We start from the raw sequence: 24,023 nt of genomic DNA, 5'->3' as shown, positions 1-24,023 counted from the left end.
CTATTCCGACGCTCCCTTGGGAATGCCGATCGCCGCGAATGCCGACGCCGGATCGTTGACCGCGCGCATCGGTCCGCATTCGTGCCTGGGGTCCTCGGCAAACGACGTCAGGTTGGCCGGCCGTTTGCAGGGTGCGGTCTTTTCCTTCACGGTCCCGCAGCCCGACACCATCAGGGATAAGGCCGCCGCGAGGATCAATCGGGGGATGCGCTGCATCGTCAGTTTCCGTAGGCCAGGGCCTTCTTGGAATTGGAAATATCGGTGAGGCGCCGCTGGTTCTCAGCTTGCAGGGACGTGACCGCGCCGTTCATCACGCCGATCATCTCGTTGAGCGTCAGGCCCGACTGGACCTGCAACTGCGTGTTCTGGTCGATGGAGCCCTTGATGTCCTCAGCGGTGCCGATCTGACTTCCCGCCTGCTCGAAGGCGCTGCGCCGTGTCTCGATCGCCTGTTGCGAACCGTTGATAAGGGCGGAGACGCCGAGCACGGTATTGACCAGTTGCTCATAGGATTTGTCGCCGGAGAAGCTGCTGTTCGTCTGTCCCGAAAGTGATTTGACCAGTTGCAGCCCGTTGATGAAGGCGGTCGCCGCCTTGGTGATCTCGCCGCCCATCGAGCCGAAGTTCGGCACCCCGTCTTTCAGGATGCTGTCGAAGGAGGGGATAGCCGAGACGCTGAAGCCGTTGCCGATCGCGAGGTTCTTCAAGGGACCGGCCATGCTGCCGCGATCGCCGGTGACGGCTTTCAGCGTGTCCTGCACCGTCGTCAGGATATCCTTGTTGGTGTCGAGGATCTGGTTGGTCGTGTCCGCGGTTTTCTTGGCGACCTCGTAATTGGTCCGATCGATGACGGGGACGTCGGCCAGCGCTGTGGCCGGCAGGACGAGAAGGGCAATACCAGTCCGGAATGTCGCTTTCATGTTCTTCTCCTGTCATTGCGTTTGCAATTGCAGCTGCACTTTGTCTTCGAGTTCGCGCTTCTCGACGCAGGCCTTTTCTTCGTCGCTCCAGACGAGGTTCTGGCGCGGATCGCACAATTCGGTGACGTCGCGGGGCTTGTCGTCGTCGTGTTTGCGAACCGAACTGCGCGAGGAGCCGGAAAGATTGGCCGATGAAACCGCGTTGCGCGAATTGATGAGATCCGCCATCGCCGTGCCGAGCCGGATGACATTGTTCATCATCTCCAGATTAGCGTTGCGAGCGGTCGAATTGTGGTCCCAGCTGTCCTGGATGGTGCCGGTTTGCAGCTGACCGAGCTGCTGGTACCAACTCGCGACATTGGCAAGGCTGTCCTGCGTCGCCGCCGTCGTGCCCATTGCGTTCAAGGTCGACGAGCGCATGCCGGTATAGGCGGTTTCGCCGCCCCCGAAATTGAGGGGTATCGCCGACTTGTCGGAGCCACCGAAGGCCGGCAGCCATTGCTGCGTGATCGAGGCGACGTAGCCTTGTGTTTCCTTGAAGGGCGGGATACCGCCATATTTGTTGACGTTTCCAGGACCGGAATTGTAGGCGGCAAGCGCAAGCGAGACATTGCCGTTATAGCGCTCGAGCTGCTGCTTGTAATAACGAGCGCCGCCGCGCAGGTTCTGCTCGATGTTGTTTTCATCGACGCCAAGCTGGGCGGCGGTGCCCGGCATCAGCTGGGAGAGCCCAGTGGCGCCGGCCGCGGACTTGGCACAGGGGTTGAAGCGGCTTTCCTGATAGACGAGGGCGAGAAACTGGTTTTCGTCGATGCCTTCCTCGCGGGCGACGCGCCGGACAAGGCCGGAAATCTCCGGATTGGCCTCGGCCGCGCCGACGGGATCGTTGCGCCGGCCGGGACGATACATCGAGCAGGTGACCGATGTGTGGATTGTGTAGCGGTTATGGTCGGTGTCCTCGATGCCTGAGGTGGCCGTATCCCGATCCTTGTGTTCGCCTAGATTTGTATCATCGACGACAGGCACGTCCGCCCAGGCGATCGACGCCGAAACGGCCGACAGGAGTGCTGCGGACAGGAGGGCAGCCCTCATGTATCCTCCTCCCAGCCGCAGAATTTCGAGAGCCAGGCAGACGGGTCATCGCCAAAGGCGTCGCGAAGCCGGGCACATTCCTCGATCGTTTCCTTGCGTCCGGAAAGAACCTTGATCAGGTCGGGCATGGAGCCGAGATCGAGGCGGGCAATCACGCTGTCATTGCCGTGCTTGACGAGGAAGGTGCGTTTTTCCGGCGGCGTGTTGCGGACGAAGTTGAATTCCTTCGCCGTCAGGCCGAAGCGCTGGATATAGCTTTCCTCGTCGGCCCGCGGATTGGGGAAATGGATGTTGGTCGCCGACTGCTCGATGAGAGTGTGTGCGGCTGGCGAGCGGACGATGTCGGCGGCCGACTGCGTGCCGAAGCCGACGATGCCGTTCTGCTTGCGGATCGTCTTCATCTTGTCGACGATGAAATCGCTGAAGACCGGATCGCGCAGCAGGCGCCAGCCTTCGTCCATGAAGATCATCACCGGCGTGCCGTCGAAGAGCTCGTCGAGCCGGTGGAAAATGTACATCAGCGCCGGCGTGCGCACCTCGTCATTGTCGAGGATGCTGGTCATGTCGAAGCCGAATGCTGAGCGACCGGAGAAGGACAGGACATCGTGGGGTGCGTTGAAGAGCCAGGCCTTCTCGCCCTCGATCCAGGGCCGCAGCCGGGAATGAAGATCGTTCGGATCGGCGCGCGACCGGCCGGTGAGCAGACCAGCGAGGTTGGCGAGGTTTCGCTCGGCAACCGGCTCCTGCATCAATCGGACAAGCGCGCGTTCGAGCGTGTCCTCCTCTTCCTGGACAAAGACGCTGCCATCGCCCTTGCGCAACATTGCCTTGAGGAGGCGCAGCAGAAATTCACGGTTCTCGCCGGTGTTTTCGAGCTGCAGCGGACTGAAGCCGGTCGGCGTGCCCGGTGTCAGCACCTCATAGGCGCCGTTCATCGCCCGGATGAAGATTTCGCCACCGCGATCCTTGTCGATGAAGACGGCGCGCGGCCTCGGCCGCACGCGGAAGGCCTGCGCGAGCAGGAAGGTCAGCGCCACGGTCTTGCCAGATCCGGTTGGGCCGGTGACCAGGAAATGGCCGATGTCGCGCTGATGAAAGTTGAACCAATAGGGGGTCTGGCTGGTCGTTTCGAGGATGGTGATCGGCGTCCCCCAATGGGTGCCCTCCCGCTGCCCGGATGCGAAATTGTGCATCGAGGAAAGGCCGGAGAAATTGGAGCTGGAGAGCATCGCCTTGCGCGCGATATAGGCATGGTTGCCGGGAAGCTGTGCCCAGAAACATGCCTCCATGTTGAGATCTTCGCGCAGCCAGTTGATGTTCATGTCGGTCAGGCATGCGCCAAGGTCCGATACGGCCTTGTTGACGCCGTCGACATCGCGGGAGAGGCAGAGCAGTGACAGGTGATGGTAGCCGAACACTGCCTCCTGGTTGAGCAGGCTGTTCAGCGCGAAATCGATGTCGTTTTCGACATCGCTTCCCGCCTCGTCCGATGCGCCGATCTGTCGCCTCAGCCGGGTGATGCGTTCCTGGGCAATCGGCTTGTCGGCGATCGTGAAGGATTGCGTCAGGATGAATTCGTGATTGACCTGCAGCAGCCCGTCCAGCATGCCCGGGCCGGTGAAGGGCGGGTACTCCTTGATCGACAGCATGGCGCCGAAGCGGTTGTCCTCGGGCACGGCACCCTGCGCCTGCAAGGTCCGCCTGGAAAAATGCAGCCGTGATGTTCCGACGTAATTGGCGATGCCCATGCGCGGCAAGCGCATGTATCGCGGCACGCCGCAGGTGAGGATCGTATTGAGGAACGCGCAGGGCTCGGAATAGGGAGCATCGTCGCGATAGGCGATACCGAGGGTCCGGGCACCATATTTGCTGAGATCGCGCACGATGCTGCCTGCGAGTTCCTCGAGCTCGCTGATCGCCTCGCGAAGTTGTTCCTCCTCGGCCTCCCGTCCGGCGGCCCGGTTCAGGAAACGGCGAACGTTGTCGCCGGCGGCGAGCGCACCGCGCAGGCCGGAGCGCAGTACGGTCAGATAGATCTCGTTGGTAAACATCCGTTTCTGGCCGAGCGCCGCCATGTAGCGTTGGTCGAGGACTGTGCAAAAGCGGTCCTCGAACGCTCCGTCCATGACGGCATCCACCTGCCGGCGAATTACGGTTGACCATAGCGAAAAGCGACTCGAGCCGAGCGCCCGGATCATCGTGTTCTGAACGACCGAGCGCATGTTGAGCTCCGCCTGGTCCTCCGTCTGGAAAAAGAGGCCGTCGAGCTTCAGCACCAGCATCAGGGCGCCGCTCTCCAGTCGGATGACAGTATCTGCGACGTGCCTGATATAGGGAATATGCGTCGACATCGGCCGCTCGCGATGACCGATCGAACCAAAGCCGAGCTCGTCGCGGATCGCTTTCAACATCGTCATGGTCCGTAGGAGTTCGCACCCCAGAACGTCTTGTTCCGGGTTCGGGGCGTCATCCGGGTTGCGACCTGCAGGACTTCGAGGATCCGTGCATCCCAGGCGCAGAGGGTAAACAGCGTCATGTAGGTGGCGGGCGCGGTCAGAAACGCCCAGATGGAATTGCTGGCGAGCCAGGCGATGATGGTGGCGCCGACGATGATGACACCGGCAAGATAGGGCACGCCCCAGAGCGTCGGCGACCGCGTCAGCCCGATCACCAGCGGCGTGAGAACCGGCTTCTCCGAAGCCTCGCCGATCATGTTCCCGACCCCACGAGAGCGATCAATGCATCGACCATCCCGGGTGCTCCGAATACGAAGCCGATACCGAGCGCGGCACTGCCGGCGATGATCCAGCTCAGGCGGCCCATCCAGGCGAGGAAACCGAGGGACATAACGGCAATGATGCCGCAAAGTCGGCCGAAGGGGCCGTTGACGAAGTCGACGACAGCCTGAAAAATAGCTTGAACAGGCGTAAATGCTTGGCCGACGGACTGGGCATGGGCGGCGTCGGCGAATGCCAGTTGCGCAATCGCAATGGTAAGCCCGACAGCCAACAGGCGGCGGCGGTGAAGGCGGGATAAACGAAACAGTTTCCTCATGTCCTTGTCCTCTCGCATGTCAGAATTTCATGACTCCGGCGACGAAGCGTCCGGCGGACACCCCGCCGATGACGCCGTTGTCTTTCGGCTGGTGATCGGATTTGTTTGAAGTCGGGTATTTGCCTGGCGAGCGCAGACCGAGCTGGAAGTTCAGGATCTCTGCCAGGTAGCCGATCGTTTCGCTGTACGGCGGGATACCCTCGTGATCGCGGACCGCTTGTGGTCCGGCGTTATAGGCGGCCGCCGCCAGAAGGGGGTTCTGGAATTCATCCAGCAGGGCGCGCAGGTAGCGCACGCCGCCGTCTATGTTGGCTTCGGGATCGCAGGCATCCGCCACCCCGAGCTCGCGCGCTGTGTCCGGCATCAACTGCATTGGTCCGCGCGCACCCTTCGGGCTGTTGCGCACCCGGTCGAAGCGGCTCTCCGCCCATACCACGGCCGCCGCGAATTCCGGCGCCACGCCATAGCGTTGGGCCGCCGTCTGGGTCAGGTGGGCAATCTGATCCGGCGCAAGCGGCGACGTCGGGCACTTTGTTGCGGAGACATATCCAATATTGATATCTCTCCGTGACGACAAATCCGGTAAAGTCTCTCCGGTCTCTTTGTCGCTTCTGCCGTTTAAGATATTACTCTTTTTATTCGATATGCCAGGCACGACAACCGGCACCACGGCGCCATTGGGGTCAAGGTCAAAGGAAAGGGAAGGATTAGCGGAACCCAAGTCCGAGAGATTTGATGTCGTGCTGAGGTTTGCCTGAGTATCGCCAAAAAATCGTTTATAATCATATTGAATTGTGTCATCCGCAGCCGCTTGATGGCCGGAGAGGGCGACCATCAATGTCGCCGGAAGCGCGATTCTGAGCAAGCAATGCATCTGGCGATCCGCCTCGATTCCTATGCTTCAGGCCATGTCCTGAGAGGCCGAAAGCGTGGATTTGTGATTGCATGACGTTACTATTTAAGGTAACTCGTACATCAAAGAAATCGAGTCGAAAAGAGGGAATCTGCATCACTCTGTCAAACGATGAGATACTAAATATGGATATGTCTTGCTTTCGAAGTGTGACGGGCGCGTTCTTGTCGGCGCTGCTTCTTGCTGGCCAGGTGCAGGCGGCGGGTTCTGTCAATCAGGACTACGTCCGTTCGCTTGCGGCGCCCGGAAAGACCGTCCTGGTCGTCGAATATTATGACGGGGATAGGAAAGCGGTTTCCCGGAAGGGCTATTCTTCGGCTGAAGGATTCAAGGCGATCTCACCGACCGACGTCAGGGTCGATGACAAGGTGTCGTTGCACCTCTATGGCCTCGAACCCTGCCAGGGAGAGATGGTCAATCGCAGCGAAGGGTTCGCAGGAACCTGCGAGGACTATGGCCGGGAGCAGCTTGCGATCAAGCTGAAGGCCGCCAGGGTGATCTTCTGCCGGGCCTTTCTGACGGAGGAAAGGGCTGCGAAGCAGGATGTCACCTGCTTCGGCTACTACAATTTTCCAGGCGCGCTCGACACGGTAGACAATATCGAGGAGCAACTCGTTTCGATCGGAGCGTTGAGGCTGGCGCGTAAGCCGGATGGCAGCCCGCTTCGGGGCGATCTCGCCGACGCCGAAAAGATCGGGCGTGGGGGCTTTGGCATGTGGGCTGATCCCCGTGTCCAGGAGCAGGCCAAATGAAGTGCGCTCCGCCGCTTGCTCCCCTGGCGATCTGCGCCATTGTCGTCTCTGCGCAAGCGGCCGACTACTTGCCCCTTGATGCCGGCGTCACGCTCGAAACGGGCGACAGCTGGATCGATCATGGCGAGCACTATCGCCTCTATGGCGTCCAGTCCTGTTTGCGCGGGACATACTTCACCGACCGTTCCGGTGGGCGGCAGGATTGTGGCGAGGCCTCGATCGCCGTGCTTGCGGCGTTCATCAAGGATATCCGGCCGCAATGCGCCCCGGTGGCGATCGAAGGCGATACGCGGTTCGTGCTGTGTTATGGCACGGTGGGAAGCGAGCGCCTGGATCTTGCGACGGCGCTTATCACCGAAGGTTACGCCTTCGCTGCGCTCGATGCGAAGGGGCTGCCGGTTCACGCGCCTTACGCGGTTGCCGAGCAGCAGGCGAGGGCGCGGAAAGCAGGTCTCTGGCAGTTTCCTGACGTCCAGCATCCCTCCCTGCTACTGAGCAGGGTGGCCCGCCAACGGGAGGGCCGATAGGATGAGGCGTCTGACCGCTCTTGCCGCTATGATCCTTTCGATACCTGCTCCGGCGGGCGCCGCGGACCCTGTCGGCAGACACTTCGCCGACGGAGCGCCCGTACCGGAGCAGCATGTCGTGGTAAAGGGGCGAGCGACGCCGATCGATGGGACGACGCTCTGGTTCCCCACACATGGGCAATCGGTGCGCCTCGCCGGCATCGATGGCTGCGAATTGCCGCAATGGGCCTTCGATCCGAAGAGGGTCGGGGATGCGAGCACAGCTGCTCTGGCTCCGGTGCCTTGTGGTGCGCTGGCGAAGGCCTGGCTGAAGCGCACGGTCGGTTCAAGATCGGTCACCTGTGACGTCCGCGGTTCTGGCACCAATGGCATGCCTGTCGGGACATGTCGGTCCGGCAGTCGGGATCTCGCTTTCGAAATGCTGCGCGTCGGCTGGGCACGGCTCTCTTCAGGTACGTTCGTCGACCCGACCTATGCGAATGCCCAGCGTTACGCCGTGTCGGCGCGCTACGGCATCTGGGGAACCTATGTCCTCGATATGAACGAGTGGCGGGCCAAGGCTGTCGACCGCACGCTCGACCGTCGGCCGGCGGCGGACATCAATCTGCTCAAAGAAAGAAAAGTGGAATTCACGCCGCCATTTGCCGACGCGCGGCGAGCGCCGGCCAGAAGGGATCGCTGAACCGCCAAGCCGAGGAGGAGTGTCCATGAGGTGGATTTTGATTTTCGCTGCAGCATCGATGACCCTGGCGCCCTGGGCGCAGAGACAGGCTCTTGCCAGCGAGTGGGGCTGCGAGGTGCTTCTCTGCGCAGCGTCCGATAATCCCTCCTGGCATTCGATTGCGACGTGCTCGCCACCGATGAACAAGCTGATCAGCGCCATGAAGCGGCCCGGCTTCTCCTGGCCGACATGTCCGGAAGGCGGCTCCGGTAAGCCGGGCTATGAGCGATATGCCGACTGCCCTTCCGGATGGAATCCGGCCCAGGCCGAAAACGATGGCGACAGGGGCGGTGGATCCGATTTGTCGCGCTGCAGCCGCGTCGTAAACGCATGTGGTCAAGGGCGGTTGAATCACCTCGGAGCTAGTCCCCAACCGGCGGATGGGGTCACGCGCGTTTATTCAGGCGAGCATTCCTCCTGCACCTATACGGAATTTATGGCGCGTCCGTTGCGGGATAAGCCATATTATTTCGATATCCGGGACGATACGACGAAAACCACGAGCCGCTATTTCTTCGACCTGCAAAAGTAGGTGAATTTCCACAACGGCATCAGGACAAGGGGCGCCGGCCGCGTTTGAGCGTCACCGGAGGCTCTTCTCCTGCGCCGGGCTCAAGAAACAGAGCATGGACGGGAACATCGAGCACCAGCGCAATGCGCTCGGCAGAGTCGATGCCGAGATTGACCTGCTTCCGTTCGATTTGTGAGATCGATACCCGTTCAAGTCCCGCTTCGAAAGCAAGACGCTCCTGCGAGAGGTCTCGCAGGACACGAAGCTTGCGCACGTTCCAGGCCAGCAAATCACGTACCGTCATTCGCTGACATGAGCATTGCGTATTAAATTAAATAACTGGCTATTCTATACAAAATTGCCCGATCCTGCTATTGTGTCCATAGATGCCAATCGCGATGGCGGGAGACTGTCTGCGGAAATCTCAAGCCACTGGATGTGAGAAGAAGGTACTGAAAGACGTCACTTGGGTAAGATCTTGTCCAACGCGTCCGGTAGATGCAGGCCGAGTAGATCGCTTCCTCCAGCGGCTACAATTAACGCCATTGCAAAAAACCGGCGCCGATCATCGTCGCGCTCCATCTCTCTGCAGCACTCGATAAGTCCATCGACGACAAGGCCTGCCTTCGATCGGAGAGCAGCGAGAGATTCGTCTGACTGTGGGGTCTGCAGAAACCTCTGTGCTCTGGCGTCTTTTCCGATCGCGAGGAGTTCTGCAAGAAGTGCCTCAAAGCGATCTGTCTTTTGACCATGTTGTTCGATCACAATATACCTGCCCTGCCAGAACTCATTTCGCGTCGCGGTGGCAGTGCGACCGGTAACGATCAAGTCCTGCGCGCGTGCTCTGCAATGTTTTCTGAAATTCGAGAGAAAGGTTTGCTTTGAGCTGCGCTAAACGTGATATGCGTTTCAGAATGAAGCGCTCAGAGCGATGGAAATGACCTCGAAGACAGAAAGCTATATCAAGACCGCGGGCCTGATCGAGGTACGCGATTCCGAAATTGAAAACCCGATTTGTCGGCAGCCTGCGTTTGACGGCATCGCCGAATTTGGGGAGATGGACAAGAAGATCGGCGAGGCGCTACGCCTTGCCCGCGAGGAACGCGATCTCACCCGGCCCGAACTTGTTCCTCTTCTTGGTCTAACCCCACAGGTTTATGGCCGCTACGAGCGTGGCGAAGCAAAGATGCATGTGACCCGCCTGGTCCATTTGAGTGAGCTTCTTAAATTTTCGCCGCTGGACGTGATCTTCGCCGCTGCTCCGCATCTGTGGGGGGGATCGGAGGACGAAGCGCAGACCCGCCATAAACTGATGAAATACATCGAAGAACTCCCTTCCGAAAAAGTGAAGTTACTGTTGGAGATTGCCGAAGCGTTCATGGCGCTTCATCCGGCGGATCACGTAAGGAAGTGACACCCCGACATGAAGGCGTGAGGCTGCAAGACCGCGCCTGCCTTTCACGCGCGAACTTCCCGCTAGGTAAAGTACCTACTTGAGGTTTAATTGGTCAAGGCAACTTTTGAAAGAAAAATCTTTTCTTTGCCTAAATTCCAGATTCACGTTTCCGTGAATTCTGTAAGAATTATGCATTTAAAACAACGAATTGCTGCGAGAAATGACTTGCCCCTATTTTAGGACGGCATCTCGACGATCTAAACTTAAAATTGTGTCACATAATCTATCTTATGGAACTTTTTTCTGCCGTAACGCCAAAAAACGGCCAACGCTGGGAGGTTTTATTCCATAGGGTGGGGCTCGAATACGAAAGGTTTGGCAAATTGTGGCAGGCCGCAGCACAACTTTGCGGACCGCGCGATCGCGCCACCAGATCGATGCCATGGGCTTTCGACGAGGCTGCTTTCAAGTCTGGATATCGGCGCTAGGAGGAGGAGCCAAGCGTAGTAAATATCTGCGAGCGAAGAAGTGATGGAGCTGCGAATCGCGATTGTCATGACGCCGACGTCCTCAAGACAGGAAGGAAAAGGCGGAATGTCGCGCCGCCACTAGCCTTGTTCTCGGCGGTTATTTCTCCGCCATGATGCTCGGCGATCGTCCGTGAAATCGATAGACCCAGCCCAAGGCCCGTGTCTTTGGTGGTAAAGAAGGCATCAAATATTCGGCCAGAATGCCCTTCGGGCAATCCTGGCCCCGTGTCGCTGATCTTCACCTCGACGGCCCCCGCGCCCGCAGCCTCGATCGAGACATCAAGCTTCTTCACCGCGGAATTTTCCATGGCCTGAATTGCATTCAGAAGAAGGTTCAACAAAACCTGTTGTATCTGGACCTTGTCTCCGACGATGGCCGGAACGTCGTCCGAGATACTCGTTTGGACAGATACTCTCTCTCGTTTTATCAAATGCTCCACCAACGGCACGACCTCTCGGACCATATCCGCGACGTGTACGCTCTCAGCGGAACGGCTGTCTTTGCGGAAGAGTGATCTAACCCGCGTCACCACTTCGTTCGCCTTGCGGGCCTGTTCAACGATCGCGACTAGGTTATTACGCGCGTTGGGAATATTCGGCTGAGCCCGATCCAACCAGCGTATGCTAGCGCCGCCCGTGGCAATGATCGCCGCCAAAGGTTGGTTGACTTCGTGGGCAATGGATGCTGCAACTTCGGCCATCATCGCTGTCCTCGACACATTTGCAAGATCGCTTTCCAATTGCCGAAGCTTCTCGGCCACTTGCAGCTCAGCCGTAATGTCTTGGATGACCGATATGTAAAATGGGTTGGCAAAGCCGTTCGAGCGTTTCGCGAGGAACTTGAAACTGCGGACGTGTTCCCCTCGGAGCAAAATCCTGAAGTGGAAAGCAATCTCCGCGACGCCTTGCGTTGCGGAGGCCAGCGTCTCCTTGACTTGCTGGATATCTTCCGGGTGTACCTTTTTTAAGAATGCAGTTTTCGAGGGTTCAGTGCCTTCATTGATACCGAGAAGATTGAAGGTCTCTTTGGACCAGTACGTTTGCGTCCAATTAGGATTGAAGCCAATGCTCCCGGTGCTTGTCAGCGCCTGCCCCTGTGCCAAAGAAGACTCGTTCAGCTTTAGAGCCTCTTCTATATTCCGGCGGTCTTCGGTGTCCACGATCACGCCATACCAACGAGATACGTTTCCGCTCCGGTCGAATGTCGGGCTTCCATAGGTGGTGACCCACCGATAGCCACGCTGGGGGTCTCCTATCCTCATCTCGTTCACACCGGGTACATTGTCCGCCAGCACCGCTCTCCACTTCGCTTCCAGCCCTGGCCAATCTTCCGGGTGGACCCCGACATGCCAACCCCAACCCTTGGCTTGGTCCCAAGACAGCCCGTAGTAGGACAACAGGCGACTGTTGGCGTAATCCATGTGGCCGTCGGGTTTGGTGCTCCAGATCATGGCTGGAACCTCCTCAAGAAGGTCGCGGAGTTCTTCCGGTTGCAGTGCCGCCGGAACATCCACTTGGGACACCGGACCGGCTTCCACGCCTACGAAAACAACTTCACCCGAGCCCGCGCCGAGAGCCTTTACTTGAACCCATTCGAAGCGATCCTTTGAGGTGGCGACTCTCAATGCAAGGCTCGCCGTCTCTCCGACAATCATTGACGACAGCTTCTCACGGTCATCCATGTGGAAGGCGCGTAGCCAACCTAGAGCCGCCGACTGCTCGTAATCCAATCCGGTTACGGATTGCCAGTAACCGTTCACGAACGTGCATCCGCCCTGCGTCACCGTCCAAACCAGCACCGGCAGTTGGTCAAAATCCACGCGACGACTTCTCCGAGTAAAACGGTGGCTGGATGCACAATTCGAAACTTCCAGCACCGGTAATGGCTGACGGCAGAATGCCAAAGTAAAGCATCTCGGAAAAGAGCCTATAGCGAGCGCGGTACGCGATCGTACGTTCTGCGGGCGCGGGCGTCTGCTCTCGGATGTTGAATGCCGTCTCCTGGCAACACGTAGGCCCCGCGACGCACCGAACCTGGCCACCAAGCTCGGTGCCGAATATCGGCACGGGCCCGATATCACCGGGTCCCGTGACCCATGGTTTTACGCGGCCGAGACGTTCGAAAACAACATGTTTAGCCCTTCGGCGATCGTCGGATGTGCGAGAATGCCATCCCTTAGGGCGGTATAGGGCAGCTCTCCGAGCATTGCCATTTGAACGACACTCATAACCTCGCCCGCTGTCACACCAAGCATGCTGAAACCGAGGATTTGATCATCGCCCGCCGCAACCAGCGCCTTCATGAAGCCGGTGCGTTTGGAAAGTGTCCTTGCTCGTGGGACGGCGTCCATGGGTAGCTTCGCCGTCCTGTACGGTATGCCCCTGCGTTTGGCTTCGGTCTCGTTCAAGCCGACGCGCGCGAATTCGGGGTCGATGAACACACAATAGGGAACCAAACGATCCGAGGTTTTCTTCCCACCGCCCGAAAGCGCGCTTTTGACGATACGATAATCGTCCAGGGATGCATGTGTAAACATCGGCGTTCCAGCCACCTCCCCCATCGCCCAAGTGTCGGTCGCCGTCGTCCGAAGTTGTTCATCAACCTTGATGAATCCCCTGGAGTCCAGTTCGACACCGGCGAGGTCCAGACCTATGTCGGCCGTTCTTGGTTGACGTCCGGAGGCGACCAGGATGTGAGAGCCTTCGAACGACCGTCCATCGGCGGTCGTCACTGTCACCGATTGCCCGGACTTTCCAGACACGTTCACGATTTCATTTCCGAGGACGACCTCAATGCCTTCACGTTCAAGTACCTTCAAAACTGCATCACTGACGTCTGGATCTTCCCGCGGCGCAAGCACGCTGCCCCTGTCGATAATCGTCACCTCGGACCCAAACCGCCGAAACGCCTGGCCGAGCTCCATGCCGATATACCCACCACCGATCACTACTAGCTTCGATGGAAGGTCACCAAGCTGCAGCGCTTCAACGTGCGTGATAGGATCGGCGGCAGCAAGGCCTGGGATATTGGGGACAACCGCTTTTGTTCCGAGGTTAATGAAAACGCGGTCACCAGCGAGGCTACGAATTCCGTCGGCAGTTTGCACCTCGATCGTCTTGGGGGCGACAAACTTGCCCCATCCAATTACAAGCTGGAGGCCGCTTGCGTCGAAGCCCGCCTGATTTGTTGCCACCATTTCCGAGACGACTGCGGCAGTGCGATTCCTGACTATATCCAGACTTGTGAAAACCTTGTCCGCCTGTGCTCCGAACTCCGCGAGGCCTTTCAATGCGTGGGCGACTTCCGCGCTTCGGATAAACGTTTTACTGGGGATGCACGCGACGTTGATGCAGGAGCCGCCGATCATGCCTGCCTCGACAACCGCGACTGATTTCCCGGCTTTCGCCAGATCCATTCCCAGCGTTTTCCCAGCCTTGCCGCCGCCCAATATCAGGATGTCAAAGTTTTCTATTTGAGTCATACCGTTCTCCTCGAGTTTCCTCGGCGATAGAGGCATACTTGGGTGGCTGTGGTATTGTAGATTTCGGTCGCGATCCCCGGCGGCGACAAAGCCACCGCAGTTTCTGCAATCGCAACCGATCCCTTCGAACCGGTGCCAAACAGATTGTTGCTCGCGAAAGAACGGGATTCGAGACGTCCTCAACTCGTCCCACGGTTTTCGCGAAGGATCGTCATGGGGTGCGTCGTGCCGGTCTCACCATCTAGCTTCTGTTTTGACGACTGACCGAGTAGCCACCGTCGACAGTGACGATCTGGCCAGTGGTAAAGCTAGCCTTCATAAGGTAGACAAAAGCTTCGGCAACATCTGATGTTTCTCCGACCCGCCCCACCGGCAGGGATCTTCCGAACTCGGAGAAGTAGCTTTCTCTGGCATCCGCGGGCATTCGGTTCCACAACGGGGATCGAATGACGCCCGGGGCGACTGCATTGACCCGGATCGGTGCCAGTTCGAGCGCGAGTGATCGAATCAAACCATTCACAGCGCCCGAGACGCCCGCGCCTATAGAATAACCCGCAGCCGGCCGCTCAGGCAGGGTGCTTGATGTGAATGACATCGAACCTCCTCTACGAATGATTCCACGTATGTGCTTGGCAACAAGCGCCGCGCCAATGAAACGCACGTCAAAGTAGCTCTGAATATCAGCGACGCTTGCTTCGTCCAGATTCTTCTGCACAACGCTGTCGCCTGCGGTGTAGACGAGATGATCGACATCGCCAACGGCGTCGAGCGCTCTCGCAATGTCACCTTCGCTTGTGACATCTCCCACCAATATTCGAAAGCTGTCGTCTCCCATCGCTCTTGCTGATCTTAGTTTGTCGGGGTTACGAGAGATGATAGTCACATCAGCGCCCTCGCTTCGCGCCATGCGCGCAGTTTCCAGACCGATACCTGAACTCCCACCGAAGATGACGACGGATTTGTTTTCTAGCTTCATGAAAAACTCCCGGGGACTGGCGGGCGGATTCACGTGATTTCCGAGATCGCCACCTGTCTGTGAGTTGCACACGCCGATCCTGCCGGACCCGCCACACGAGGAGTAGCCGCGGGATCCCCTGAGGTCTTGTATTTTTCGCTCGTTGGAATTCGCACCCGCTGGAAGCGCAAATTACAATAACAGCAATGCCGACGAGCATATGAGGAAGTCACCAACAAAAACACGAGATAGGAATTTTCGATGACGCCCACAGGCTTTTCATCATCCATCACCAACCTCATGGCAGGTTTAATTATACTCCTTTCGCCGCTGCAGTCGCGTGCGGAGGCCTCAGCAACGAAAAGAGTCATCACGCTCGCTGGAGCTGAAGCAGTGATTGCAGCTGCGAAGGAGTTTGCTTCGCACTCCGGCTGGTCCGGTGTTATCGCAGTTACGGACCCTTCGGGAGTTCTGGTGTCGATGGAACGTATGGATGATGCATCCGTGCCGGCGGGCGTAACAATCGCCCCCGGCAAAGCGCGCACCGCTGCGCTGTTCCGGAAGCCCTCTGGGGATCTCGAAAATGCTGTCAACGGCCAAAGGCCGGCCGCTGCCACCGCCGGAGATTTCGTGATGATGCAAGGTGGGCTTCCGATTATGCAAAACGGCGAGATCATCGGCGCAATCGGGGTATCCGCCGACACGCCGGATCATGACCTTGCCATCGCGCGAGCCGGTGCGGCCGCTGTCCATTGAACAGTGCGTAGGAGACCACGTTTCCGAACGCAAATTACAATACGTTATTCGATCGCGAGTCCATCCTGCTCCTCGCTTTCATAGCGAGGACGCGGGCGGTGGCTGCCTCGCCTTCCCTCAGCCTCAGTCTGTTCTCAAAAGCAACTGCGCACCGGAGCCTCAATGAACATCCAGTCCGATATTAGATACGGCGAGAAACAGCAAATTGATGTGTATATCCCGAAAGAACCCAACGGTGCTGCGGTATTGATGCTTCACTGCGGCTGGTTTCAAAGCGACGCAAAGGAACCTGCCGGCACCGCCCGGATGCTTTGTGAGGCGGGCGTCTGCGTCTTTGTTCCCACATATAGAATGCCCCCTCACACCCTTTTCTCAGCGGCAAGGAGCGACGCTCTAGCTGCGTTGAACTGGATGCTCGGCTCAGAATTTACCTTTGACCGGAACCGCGTCACGGTCTGGGGTTTTTCCGTCGGCGGCACCTTGGCAGTCGAGGTCGCGTTGGCCGCGGGCATCGCAGCCGTGACCTGGTCTGCGATGATCGACTTGAAGGGCTTCATCGACGACACGGCCGCTATCGCGGACGATGACTATTGCAATGACTTCTTCGGAGCAGCGCGAGACGATATCGAGACCGGGGGGCGTAACGACTTGGTCCTACGGCATCTCGTTCTTCAGTTGGTCGCAAACAACAAGAGCTGGTTGGCGACGTCGACGCCAATCTGCCGCGCTTCACGTGAGGCAGGACCCCTGCTGATGATCAACGCTATCGATGAGCTTGTGCCGCCTCAAGGCGCAATGGCACTTCAAAGGGCACTGGCCCAAGTCGGGGTAGCCTCCACTGTAAGCATTCTTGCTGGCAAAAATCATGGGCGACGCAACATCCCGACCGCCTTTCCTCAGGCCTTGGACTTCACGCTAGCGCAGCTTCGGCCCAAGTCCCCGCATAGGAGATGATGATATTCGAGACTGGAAAAGGGCACGCTTCGGCTCTTCTCGAACGCGGCTGGAATTGCCTTGAACAGCGAGTGGCAAGGTTCATTTTAGCCCGCCGCCTTCGCTTCCATTTCGGCGCAGAGACGGGGCCTTCGCGGCGGCGCTCCATTAATCCCTGCCGCCGAAGGCAGCAGATGCATCCAGTACCAGTCACCCTTCGGAATGCCGAACTTCAACCGCCAAGAAGTCTCGGCGGGTCTTCAATTAGATATCGACATTCCACAAATGAATCGAAAATTCCATTTCACATGTGAAAAGTCACCGCCGAAGAGCTTCGGCAGTGACGCTCTTACAGAAGAGCCTTACGGAATCGAGACGCGGTCCCGGCCGACAATGCCTTCACCATTGGCATCGCGCTTGGCCAGCAATTCTCTTGCAGAATGCACCAATACCAGCCAAGCGCCGGCGAGAAGCGCCACGTCTTTGAGTACGAGTCGGCCAGCACCGGACAGGTAAGGAAACCCATGCTCCGCATCTCCCAGCGCCGGGACCCATGCCTCGGGCGTGGTGAAGAGAAACGACAGCGTAACGAAAGGGGTTGCGAGTGCCAGTAGAGCTCCAAGCAATCCGGACCAGAGGGAGACGAAGCCGGACAGGACCAGTAGGCCGATCATGATTTCCACGACGCCCAACCCGGTGGAAAACGTATAGGTTCGATTGCCGGTCTGCCAGTCACGCTTCACCAGATCCAATTCCCCTTCCCTGGTGAGATGCGCTTTGTAATCCTCCGGATATTTGTAGAAGAAGGACATCACAGGGCTGTTCGCCACGAACGGCGTAATGCTGTCAGCTTCGAACGGCACGAACTTCAGCCCGCCGATCCATAGAAAGATAATCGCTATCGCGATCCTCATAGCTGCGATGCCGATCGAGTTCGACCGGCGATCTGCGATGACGGATAGTCCCGTCGTGACCCACTTTTCCATTTCAATCTCCTTGATTCCGCTGCATCGGCGACTGGAACACCGTGCGAGACTCTGAGCGTTCCCGTTTGCGGACCCCACTCAGTGCGACAAGAATGACAAGGTGAACGAAGAAGAGATTGTAGAATGTGACCGTCAGCCTCGGATTAATTTGCGTTTGCACCGATAGCAGCGGTTTCAGGTGGCGATACCGCCAAGGGCTTTCCGAACCGGCCAATGTTTGCGTCTCCCCATTCACGAAGCGCGTAAAGCACGGGTTTCATGCTCTCGCCAAGGGGCGACAAGCGATACTCGACCTTGGGCGGCACCTGCGGATAGACCTTTCGTTCGATCAGTCCGTCCTCTTCGAGCTCGCGCAGTTGGGTTGTCAGCATGCGCTGCGTAACACCGGGAATCTTGCGGCGAATCTCATTGAAGCGCAGCACCTCGTCAATGAGGTGAAACATGATAACCGACTTCCATTTGCCGTCGATCAGCGCGATCGCGGCCTCCACGGAGCAGCCGGGAGTGCAGTCGAAGCGGGAATGGCGGACCTTGGCCATAATGGTATCCTTTTTGACACTATGTGCGATCGATGTGCGTATTGGATCAAATGAGCGGTATCGTAATATCTGTCGTATTGCAAATGGAGACAAGCTCATGAAAGCGATAGCCTACAAACAAGCCGGCGCTCTGGATCGATCCGATGCGCTGGTCGATGTCGAGATTGAAAAGCCTGCTGCGACAGGCCACGACATTCTGGTCAAGGTCAAAGCCATATCGGTAAACCCGGTGGATTTTAAGATCCGCAAGAACGTCTCGGCGATCGAGGGAGCCTGGAAAATCCTCGGCTGGGACGCGGTCGGCACCGTGGAGGAAGTCGGCGACAAAGTTGTTACGTTCAAACCAGGTGACGAGGTCTTTTATGCGGGCTCGCTAATCCGCCAGGGAGCCAACAGTGAATATCACCTCGTCGATGAACGGATTGTGGGCAAGAAGCCGGTCACGATTTCAGATACCGAGGCTGCCGCGCTTCCACTGACCGCGATCACGGCGTGGGAAATGATGTTCGATCGGCTCGACATCAGGAAACCGGTGCCCGGTGCGGCGAACGCGATTGTGATAATCGGCGGCGCTGGTGGTGTCGGTTCGATCGCAATTCAACTCGCTCGCGCGCTGACCGATGTAACCGTCATCGCCACGGCTTCCAGGCCAGAGACGCAGGCTTGGGTCAAGGAACTTGGGGCCCACTATGTGGTGGACCATACCAAGCCGCTCGCCGAGCAGGTGAAAGCTCTTGGAATAGGCGATCCGTCGTTCGTGTTTTCGACCACGGAAACACACACGCACTTAGACCAAATCATCGACCTCATTGCACCTCAAGGCCGGGTCGGTCTGATCGATGATCCCGACGCGCTGAACATCGTCGGTTTCAAGCGGAAGTCCGTTTCGGTCCACTGGGAGTTAATGTTTACCCGGTCCATTTTCGAAACTGCTGATATCGCCGAACAAGGCAAGCTCCTGAACGAGGTCGCTGGACTGATCGACAGCGGAAAAATCAGAACCACGGTGACCGATGTCATCCGACCCATCAATGCGGCCAACCTCAAGCATGCGCATTCGATTCTCGAAAGCGGCAAGGCTAAAGGCAAGATTGTGCTCGAAGGATTCTGACTGAAAGGGCGGCCGCTGGCCGCCCATTTCGTTCGTTTGCGGAAGACCGACCACCTTTTCCGAAATATCCCGAGAGCGCTGTTACAATTGGAGTCATTTATGGAAGACATCGACATCATTCACTTGGTCGCGAAAATAAAAGTTAAACCCGAGCGGCTCAACGAGCTCTTGAAGGCTATCGAAACGATCTTGCCCACTGTGCGGAACGAACCTGGGTGTATCAAATATGACCTCCATCGCGATCGCAATGACGTTACCCAACTCGTGATGCTGGAGACTTGGAAAGACAGGCCAGCCTTGGATGCGCATGTGGCCGCGGCATCGTTCCAGAAATTGAAGCCGATGTTGGATGACTCGCTGGTGGAACCAATGTCTCTGCTGTTTCTCAAGAAGATTGCTTAGTTTCGAAACGTGCAGTTCACCGCTTTCTGTGGGAGCGGTGACCTCGTTTTTCAGAGTTGGCAGTCGTTCCCTCACAGCTCAATGTTACAATAATCAACGTCATCTCTTCCTCATAGTGCCGCCGTTGGCGCGCCCAAGCGCCGAACGAACGCAATTGGCAAGGTGGATGACAATGAAGACGACTTTTCTCGGGTTGGCCGCAGCATTTATTGCCGGCACAGCCTGCGCGCAGGAATTACCCGCCCCAACTCTCACAGACTCGAATTCGATCGCCGCCGCACCGGGCAAAGGTTTGATTTCGGACGTCAGCGGCCACACCGGCGCGCTCCCCGTACTTTACAATTTCGACAAGCAGCCGATCGAGCAAATCTCGCCTCTTGTGCAGAGGCAGTACCTTAGCGGCGTGCAATCGACGATCGTTAGGTGGATGGTGAAAAAGGGCGGTGTGTTCCCCCTCCACCACCACCTGAACGAACAGATCACTTGGATCACCGAGGGGCGCTGCGAGGTCTTTTCCCAAGGTAGGCAGTTCGTACTGACAGCCGGAACGGTGTTAGTCATCCCACCGAACGTTCCGCACGAGTTCCACTGCACGGAGGATACGGTCGATATCGATTTCTTCGCTCCCCAGCGCCAGGATTGGGCAGACGGCGTTCAATCCGTCGCGTCATCTCCGAGATAACCTTACTTCAAGTAATTGCATCGGAGACTGCGATGACCACCAACCTATCCCGCAGACGCTTTTTGTCTTCGGTCGCGTCCATCGTGGCCATTTCCACAGCTACCGCGGCGTCGGCGCGGACTTTCAGTGCTGCACTACCATGGACCCCCGTGTCGGGCGCGCCGCCGGTTCCGGTCTCGATTTCCGGCTGGCTCTTCTTTACGCCGGAGGAAGCCCGGGCCGTGGAAGCGATCGTCGATCGCCTCATACCCGCGGACGACCTCAGTATCGGAGGGAAAGAAGCCGGATGTGCAATCTACCTCGATAGACAGTTGGCTGGAAGCTACGGTCACTCGTCTCGCCTTTACACCAAAGGCCCTTTTCTCTCGGGTTTGCACACGCAAGGCTATCAGGGAGAGGCAACACCGAACTCGCAGTATCGACGCGGCTTGGCAGCGATTGACGCTTATGTACGAACAAACCTGCAGGCGAAGTCTTTCGCGGATCTGAGCACCGCACAACAGGACGATTTTCTGAAGGCGCTTGAAGCCGACAAGATCCAGCTATCGAACGGAGTTGTCGGTAAGGTCTTCTTCGGCCTGATCCTTAATGGCGCGATGGAAGGCTTCTTCGCCGATCCGCTCTACGGCGGGAACAAAGACATGGCATCCTGGAAGATGCTCGGTTTCCCGGGGGCGCGCTACGACTATCGCGACTTCGTATCCAGACACAATGAAACATATCCGCTCCCGCCGGTGTCGATCCTCGGGGCCACCGACTGGGCGATGAAATAGGGGGCCGAGATGACCAAATACATGCCTAGAAAAGACGTCGTGATAGTCGGCCTGGGATGGACGGGCGCTATCATGGCGCAGGAACTGACCGATGAAGGCCTAGACGTCGTGGCGCTCGAGCGTGGACCGTGGCGAGACACGGCCACCGACTTCAACATCGGATACATCCAGGACGAGTTGCGCTACGCCATCCGAAAGGACCTGTTCCTTCAGCCGGCGACAGAAGCCATGACCATGAGGAACAACTCCACGCAGGTGGCTCTCCCAATCAGAGAATACGGGTCGTTCCTTCCCGGGAACGGTGTCGGCGGAGCGGGAGTTCACTGGAACGGCCATTCCTGGAGGTTCTGGGACAGCGATTTCCGGATCAAAACTCACCTGACAGAGCGTTACGGCGCGAGCCGGCTTGAAGGGCTCACCGTACAGGACTGGGGCATCTCGGGCGACGAAATCGAACCATATATGGACCGCTTCGAGTACCTAGCCGGCATTTCCGGCAAGGCGGGCAACATCAGAGGCGTGATCCAGGAAGGCGGAAATCCGTTCGAGGACTCACGATCTCGCGACTATCCTCTCCCGCCGATGGAGATGACCTATGCGCCCACATTGTTTGCTGAAACCGCTCGTTCCATTGGCTGGCATCCGTTCCCGACCCCTTCGGCGAACCTGTCTAAGGCGTATGTCAACCCACTTGGCGTCGCCATGGGAGAATGCACGTTCTGCGGCTTTTGCGAGCGGTTCGGCTGTGCGAACTATTCGAAGAGCAGCGCTCAGACGACAATCCTGCCGGTGCTGATGAAGAAGCAGAACTTTGAGCTGCGCACGGACAGCGAAGTGCTCCACATTAACCTCCATTCCGACGGTAAGATGGCCAAGGGCGTTACTTATACCGACTCGTCGGGAGAAGAATACTTCCAGCCGGCTGACATAGTCCTGGTATGCGCCTTCATTCTTCACAACGCCCGGCTAATGATGCTCTCAGGGATTGGCGAGATTTACGACCCCAAAACCGGCAAAGGAACGATCGGGCGAAATTACGCCTATCAAACGGCAGCCGTCGCAACGCTTTTCTTCAAGGAAAAGAATTTCAACCCGTTTGTCGCCGCCGGCGCGCTTGGGCAAACCGTCGACGATTTCAACGGTGACGCGTTCGACCATTCGAAACTCGACTTCGTCGGCGGCGCGGGAATCAACTGTCTGCCGAGCAATGGCCGCCCGATCGGCAATCGGCCCGTGCCGGAAGGGACACCGAAGTGGGGCAGCGAATGGAAGAAGGCGACACAGGAAGCCTACAAAGGAAACTTCACAATATTTCAGCAGGGGTCAAGCTATCCGACGTCCTATAACCATCTTGACCTTGATCCGACTTACAAGGATCGCTTCGGCAGACCTCTCCTACGAATTACGTTCGACTTTCCGGACAACGATTTACGGATGTCGCACTTCATATCAGATCGCGTAGAGGAACTTGCGAAGGCAAGCGGATCTTATCATTACGAGGTGCCTCGCCTGAAGCGAGGCTGGGACACGGTGCCCTACCAGACAACCCACAACACGGGTGGGGTCGTCATGGGTGAGAATCCGGAAACAAGCGCAGTGAACCGGTACCTTCAGAGCTGGGATGTACCGAACGTATTCGTGATCGGGGCATCCGCGTTCGCTCACAACGCGGGAAAAAACCCGACCGTGACGGTCGGCGCGTTGGCCTACTGGGCGGCCGACGCAATTCGCAATAAATACCTTAATAACCCTGGCTTGCCTCTGGTGTCGGCATGAGAGCCACTTCATTTATCGCGGCAATTTGTGCATCGCTTTTGACGACAACCGCCTTTGCTCAGGCTCCGGATCAGGCTGACGAAATCATTCGTGGCCGATATCAGGCAATTCTAGGCGACTGTGCGGCGTGCCATTCGAAAGAGGGAGCAGAACCGCTCTCCGGGGGGAATCCGCTACAAACGCCTTTCGGCCCTATTGTTCCACCCAACATAACACCGGACAAACAGACCGGTATAGGTCAGTGGTCTGAAGGCGAATTCAAGCTCATGATGCGGACGGGTATCGGGCATGGCGGCAAACGGCTATATCCCGCAATGCCATACCCTTCCTATACGAAGATGAGCGATCACGATCTGTCTGACCTTTGGAAGTATCTTCAAACGGTGGAACCGGTCAACAATGCAGTTGAAGCCAATCAACTCCCGTTTCCCTTCAATATCCGTTTTTCTCTCCTGGGATGGAACTTGCTGAATTTTTCGGAAGGCGAATTCAAGCCAGACCCTGAGAGATCCGCCGACTGGAACAGAGGTAAATATTTGGTCGATGGGGCCGCGCATTGCTCTACGTGTCATACCCCGAAGAACCTGTTGGGAGCTGACAAGGGGGCGCAGTACCTGCAAGGCGCTTCGCTTCAAGGATGGTTCGCACCTGACATAACGAATTCACGTACCACTGGACTAGGTTCGTGGTCCAAGGACGACATCGTCGCCTACCTCGAAACTGGCATAAACAAAACGACAATCGCTTCCGGCCCCATGGCGGAGGCAGTGCAAAATTCAACATCCAAAATGGAAAGCTCCGACCTCCAGGCGATCGCCGAATATTTGAAGAGTACACCCGGAGAACAGGAGCCGACCACTCGGACTCCTGTAGCGAAGAACGTCATGGAGACGGGCCAAGCAGTCTACCGTGACAACTGCTCGGCTTGTCATGGGGCCGACGGAAAAGGCTCCCTGCCCCTATTTCCTGCCCTCGCCGGCAATCAAATCGTCTTGCAGAAGAGTTCGGAAACCCTTTCCAGGCTTGTACTGTTCGGAAGCCAGGGAGTCGGCACGAGCCTGCGTCCGACGACACCCTCGATGCCCTCTCTGGCATGGCGACTGAGCGATCAGCAAATCGCGGACGTCCTTACCTACGTGCGCAATAGCTGGGGCAACTCCGCCAACGCCGTAGCTTCGGACGATGTGGCCCAGGTTCGTCCGAGATGACTTG

At 57.7% G+C, this 24,023-nt stretch carries 26 protein-coding genes; 13 read left to right on the top strand and 13 right to left on the bottom strand.

Annotated features, from left to right (window positions below; all coding sequences use genetic code 11):
* From I8E17_RS34310 to I8E17_RS34280, 7 genes are read right to left on the bottom strand one after another with little or no spacing between them, the layout of a single operon-like run.
* Window positions 1–216, bottom strand: a complete 216-nt coding sequence (locus I8E17_RS34310; protein ID WP_113366858.1) for a hypothetical protein — start codon at window positions 214–216, stop codon at window positions 1–3.
* A 2-nt stretch (window positions 217–218) separates the two neighbouring features.
* Window positions 219–920, bottom strand: coding sequence for a type IV secretion system protein (locus tag I8E17_RS34305; protein ID WP_113380130.1), 702 nt, complete (start codon window positions 918–920; stop codon window positions 219–221).
* 12 nt (window positions 921–932) lie between these two features.
* Window positions 933–2,012 (bottom strand): lytic transglycosylase domain-containing protein, encoded by a 1,080-nt coding sequence (locus I8E17_RS34300; protein ID WP_113366860.1) that lies wholly within the window; start codon window positions 2,010–2,012, stop codon window positions 933–935.
* Window positions 2,009–4,423, bottom strand: coding sequence for a VirB4 family type IV secretion/conjugal transfer ATPase (locus I8E17_RS34295; protein ID WP_113366897.1), 2,415 nt, complete (start codon window positions 4,421–4,423; stop codon window positions 2,009–2,011). The genes I8E17_RS34300 and I8E17_RS34295 overlap by 4 nt, the downstream gene beginning before the upstream one ends.
* Window positions 4,424–4,425: 2 nt before the next feature.
* Entirely contained in the window at window positions 4,426–4,725 is a 300-nt protein-coding gene (locus I8E17_RS34290) for a VirB3 family type IV secretion system protein (RefSeq protein WP_113366861.1), read from the bottom strand.
* On the bottom strand, window positions 4,722–5,066 hold the full coding sequence (locus I8E17_RS34285; RefSeq protein WP_113366898.1) for a TrbC/VirB2 family protein: 345 nt from the start codon (window positions 5,064–5,066) through the stop codon (window positions 4,722–4,724). Before I8E17_RS34285 ends, I8E17_RS34290 begins: the two co-directional genes overlap by 4 nt.
* A 19-nt stretch (window positions 5,067–5,085) precedes the next feature.
* A complete protein-coding gene (locus I8E17_RS34280; protein WP_229002339.1) occupies window positions 5,086–5,901 on the bottom strand; it encodes a lytic transglycosylase domain-containing protein in 816 nt (271 codons plus the stop codon).
* Window positions 5,902–6,104: 203 nt separating this feature from the next.
* On the opposite strand from I8E17_RS34280, the gene I8E17_RS34275 reads away from it, so the two are divergent.
* Genes I8E17_RS34275 through I8E17_RS34260 form a run of 4 tightly spaced genes read left to right on the top strand, consistent with a single transcriptional unit; the run spans window position 6,105 to window position 8,511 of the window.
* On the top strand, window positions 6,105–6,731 hold the full coding sequence (locus I8E17_RS34275) for a hypothetical protein (protein ID WP_229002338.1): 627 nt from the start codon (window positions 6,105–6,107) through the stop codon (window positions 6,729–6,731).
* The gene (locus I8E17_RS34270; protein WP_113366863.1) at window positions 6,728–7,258 is read left to right on the top strand and encodes a thermonuclease family protein; all 531 of its coding nucleotides are present in this window, start codon (window positions 6,728–6,730) and stop codon (window positions 7,256–7,258) included. The genes I8E17_RS34275 and I8E17_RS34270 overlap by 4 nt, the downstream gene beginning before the upstream one ends.
* Before the next feature lies 1 nt (window position 7,259).
* On the top strand, window positions 7,260–7,940 hold the full coding sequence (locus tag I8E17_RS34265) for a thermonuclease family protein (protein ID WP_113366864.1): 681 nt from the start codon (window positions 7,260–7,262) through the stop codon (window positions 7,938–7,940).
* 25 nt (window positions 7,941–7,965) lie between these two features.
* Complete coding sequence (locus tag I8E17_RS34260; RefSeq protein WP_113366865.1) at window positions 7,966–8,511, top strand: hypothetical protein; 546 nt, start codon at window positions 7,966–7,968, stop codon at window positions 8,509–8,511.
* A gap of 19 nt (window positions 8,512–8,530) precedes the next feature.
* Here the strand turns inward: I8E17_RS34260 and I8E17_RS34255 are convergent, their stop codons facing one another.
* Window positions 8,531–8,794 (bottom strand): helix-turn-helix transcriptional regulator, encoded by a 264-nt coding sequence (locus tag I8E17_RS34255; protein ID WP_113366866.1) that lies wholly within the window; start codon window positions 8,792–8,794, stop codon window positions 8,531–8,533.
* 633 nt (window positions 8,795–9,427) lie between these two features.
* Between I8E17_RS34255 and I8E17_RS34250 the strand changes: the two genes are divergently transcribed.
* Window positions 9,428–9,904 (top strand): helix-turn-helix transcriptional regulator, encoded by a 477-nt coding sequence (locus tag I8E17_RS34250; protein WP_229002337.1) that lies wholly within the window; start codon window positions 9,428–9,430, stop codon window positions 9,902–9,904.
* Between the two features lie 535 nt (window positions 9,905–10,439).
* Here the strand turns inward: I8E17_RS34250 and I8E17_RS34245 are convergent.
* The 3 genes from I8E17_RS34245 to I8E17_RS34235 all read right to left on the bottom strand — a co-directional run bounded on the left by I8E17_RS34245 (window position 10,440) and on the right by I8E17_RS34235 (window position 14,874).
* Window positions 10,440–12,236, bottom strand: a complete 1,797-nt coding sequence (locus I8E17_RS34245) for an ATP-binding protein (RefSeq protein ID WP_162750919.1) — start codon at window positions 12,234–12,236, stop codon at window positions 10,440–10,442.
* 282 nt (window positions 12,237–12,518) lie between these two features.
* On the bottom strand, window positions 12,519–13,898 hold the full coding sequence (locus I8E17_RS34240) for an FAD-dependent oxidoreductase (protein ID WP_113366869.1): 1,380 nt from the start codon (window positions 13,896–13,898) through the stop codon (window positions 12,519–12,521).
* Window positions 13,899–14,139: 241 nt separating this feature from the next.
* The gene (locus I8E17_RS34235; protein ID WP_113366870.1) at window positions 14,140–14,874 is read right to left on the bottom strand and encodes an SDR family oxidoreductase; all 735 of its coding nucleotides are present in this window, start codon (window positions 14,872–14,874) and stop codon (window positions 14,140–14,142) included.
* A 240-nt stretch (window positions 14,875–15,114) separates the two neighbouring features.
* Here I8E17_RS34235 and I8E17_RS34230 point away from each other — a divergent pair, with 240 nt between their 5' ends.
* Window positions 15,115–15,609: a heme-binding protein gene (locus tag I8E17_RS34230; protein WP_229002336.1), complete on the top strand. Its 495-nt coding sequence runs from the start codon at window positions 15,115–15,117 to the stop codon at window positions 15,607–15,609.
* Window positions 15,610–15,771: 162 nt separating this feature from the next.
* Window positions 15,772–16,563 (top strand): alpha/beta hydrolase, encoded by a 792-nt coding sequence (locus tag I8E17_RS34225; protein ID WP_113366871.1) that lies wholly within the window; start codon window positions 15,772–15,774, stop codon window positions 16,561–16,563.
* Window positions 16,564–16,904: 341 nt separating this feature from the next.
* Here the strand turns inward: I8E17_RS34225 and rclC are convergent, their stop codons facing one another.
* Complete coding sequence (rclC, locus tag I8E17_RS34220) at window positions 16,905–17,528, bottom strand: reactive chlorine resistance membrane protein RclC (RefSeq protein ID WP_113366872.1); 624 nt, start codon at window positions 17,526–17,528, stop codon at window positions 16,905–16,907.
* Between the two features lie 143 nt (window positions 17,529–17,671).
* Entirely contained in the window at window positions 17,672–18,067 is a 396-nt protein-coding gene (locus tag I8E17_RS34215; RefSeq protein WP_113366873.1) for a helix-turn-helix domain-containing protein, read from the bottom strand.
* A 97-nt stretch (window positions 18,068–18,164) separates the two neighbouring features.
* On the opposite strand from I8E17_RS34215, the gene I8E17_RS34210 reads away from it, so the two are divergent.
* The 6 genes from I8E17_RS34210 (at window position 18,165) to I8E17_RS34185 (ending at window position 24,019) form a co-directional block, all read left to right on the top strand.
* Entirely contained in the window at window positions 18,165–19,178 is a 1,014-nt protein-coding gene (locus I8E17_RS34210; protein WP_113366874.1) for a zinc-binding alcohol dehydrogenase family protein, read from the top strand.
* Window positions 19,179–19,277: 99 nt separating this feature from the next.
* Entirely contained in the window at window positions 19,278–19,580 is a 303-nt protein-coding gene (locus tag I8E17_RS34205; RefSeq protein WP_112803230.1) for a putative quinol monooxygenase, read from the top strand.
* 172 nt (window positions 19,581–19,752) lie between these two features.
* Window positions 19,753–20,262: a cupin domain-containing protein gene (locus tag I8E17_RS34200; RefSeq protein WP_112803232.1), complete on the top strand. Its 510-nt coding sequence runs from the start codon at window positions 19,753–19,755 to the stop codon at window positions 20,260–20,262.
* Between the two features lie 32 nt (window positions 20,263–20,294).
* The gene (locus I8E17_RS34195) at window positions 20,295–21,035 is read left to right on the top strand and encodes a gluconate 2-dehydrogenase subunit 3 family protein (protein WP_112803234.1); all 741 of its coding nucleotides are present in this window, start codon (window positions 20,295–20,297) and stop codon (window positions 21,033–21,035) included.
* 9 nt (window positions 21,036–21,044) lie between these two features.
* Window positions 21,045–22,811 (top strand): GMC family oxidoreductase, encoded by a 1,767-nt coding sequence (locus I8E17_RS34190; RefSeq protein WP_113366875.1) that lies wholly within the window; start codon window positions 21,045–21,047, stop codon window positions 22,809–22,811.
* Complete coding sequence (locus I8E17_RS34185; protein ID WP_112803238.1) at window positions 22,808–24,019, top strand: cytochrome c; 1,212 nt, start codon at window positions 22,808–22,810, stop codon at window positions 24,017–24,019. Before I8E17_RS34190 ends, I8E17_RS34185 begins: the two co-directional genes overlap by 4 nt.
* Window positions 24,020–24,023: the final 4 nt, after the last annotated feature.

It is taken from the genome of Rhizobium sp. AB2/73, from assembly GCF_020871915.1.
GTDB lineage: Bacteria > Pseudomonadota > Alphaproteobacteria > Rhizobiales > Rhizobiaceae > Rhizobium > Rhizobium dioscoreae.
This window is presented reverse-complemented; position numbering and strand designations above follow the sequence as displayed.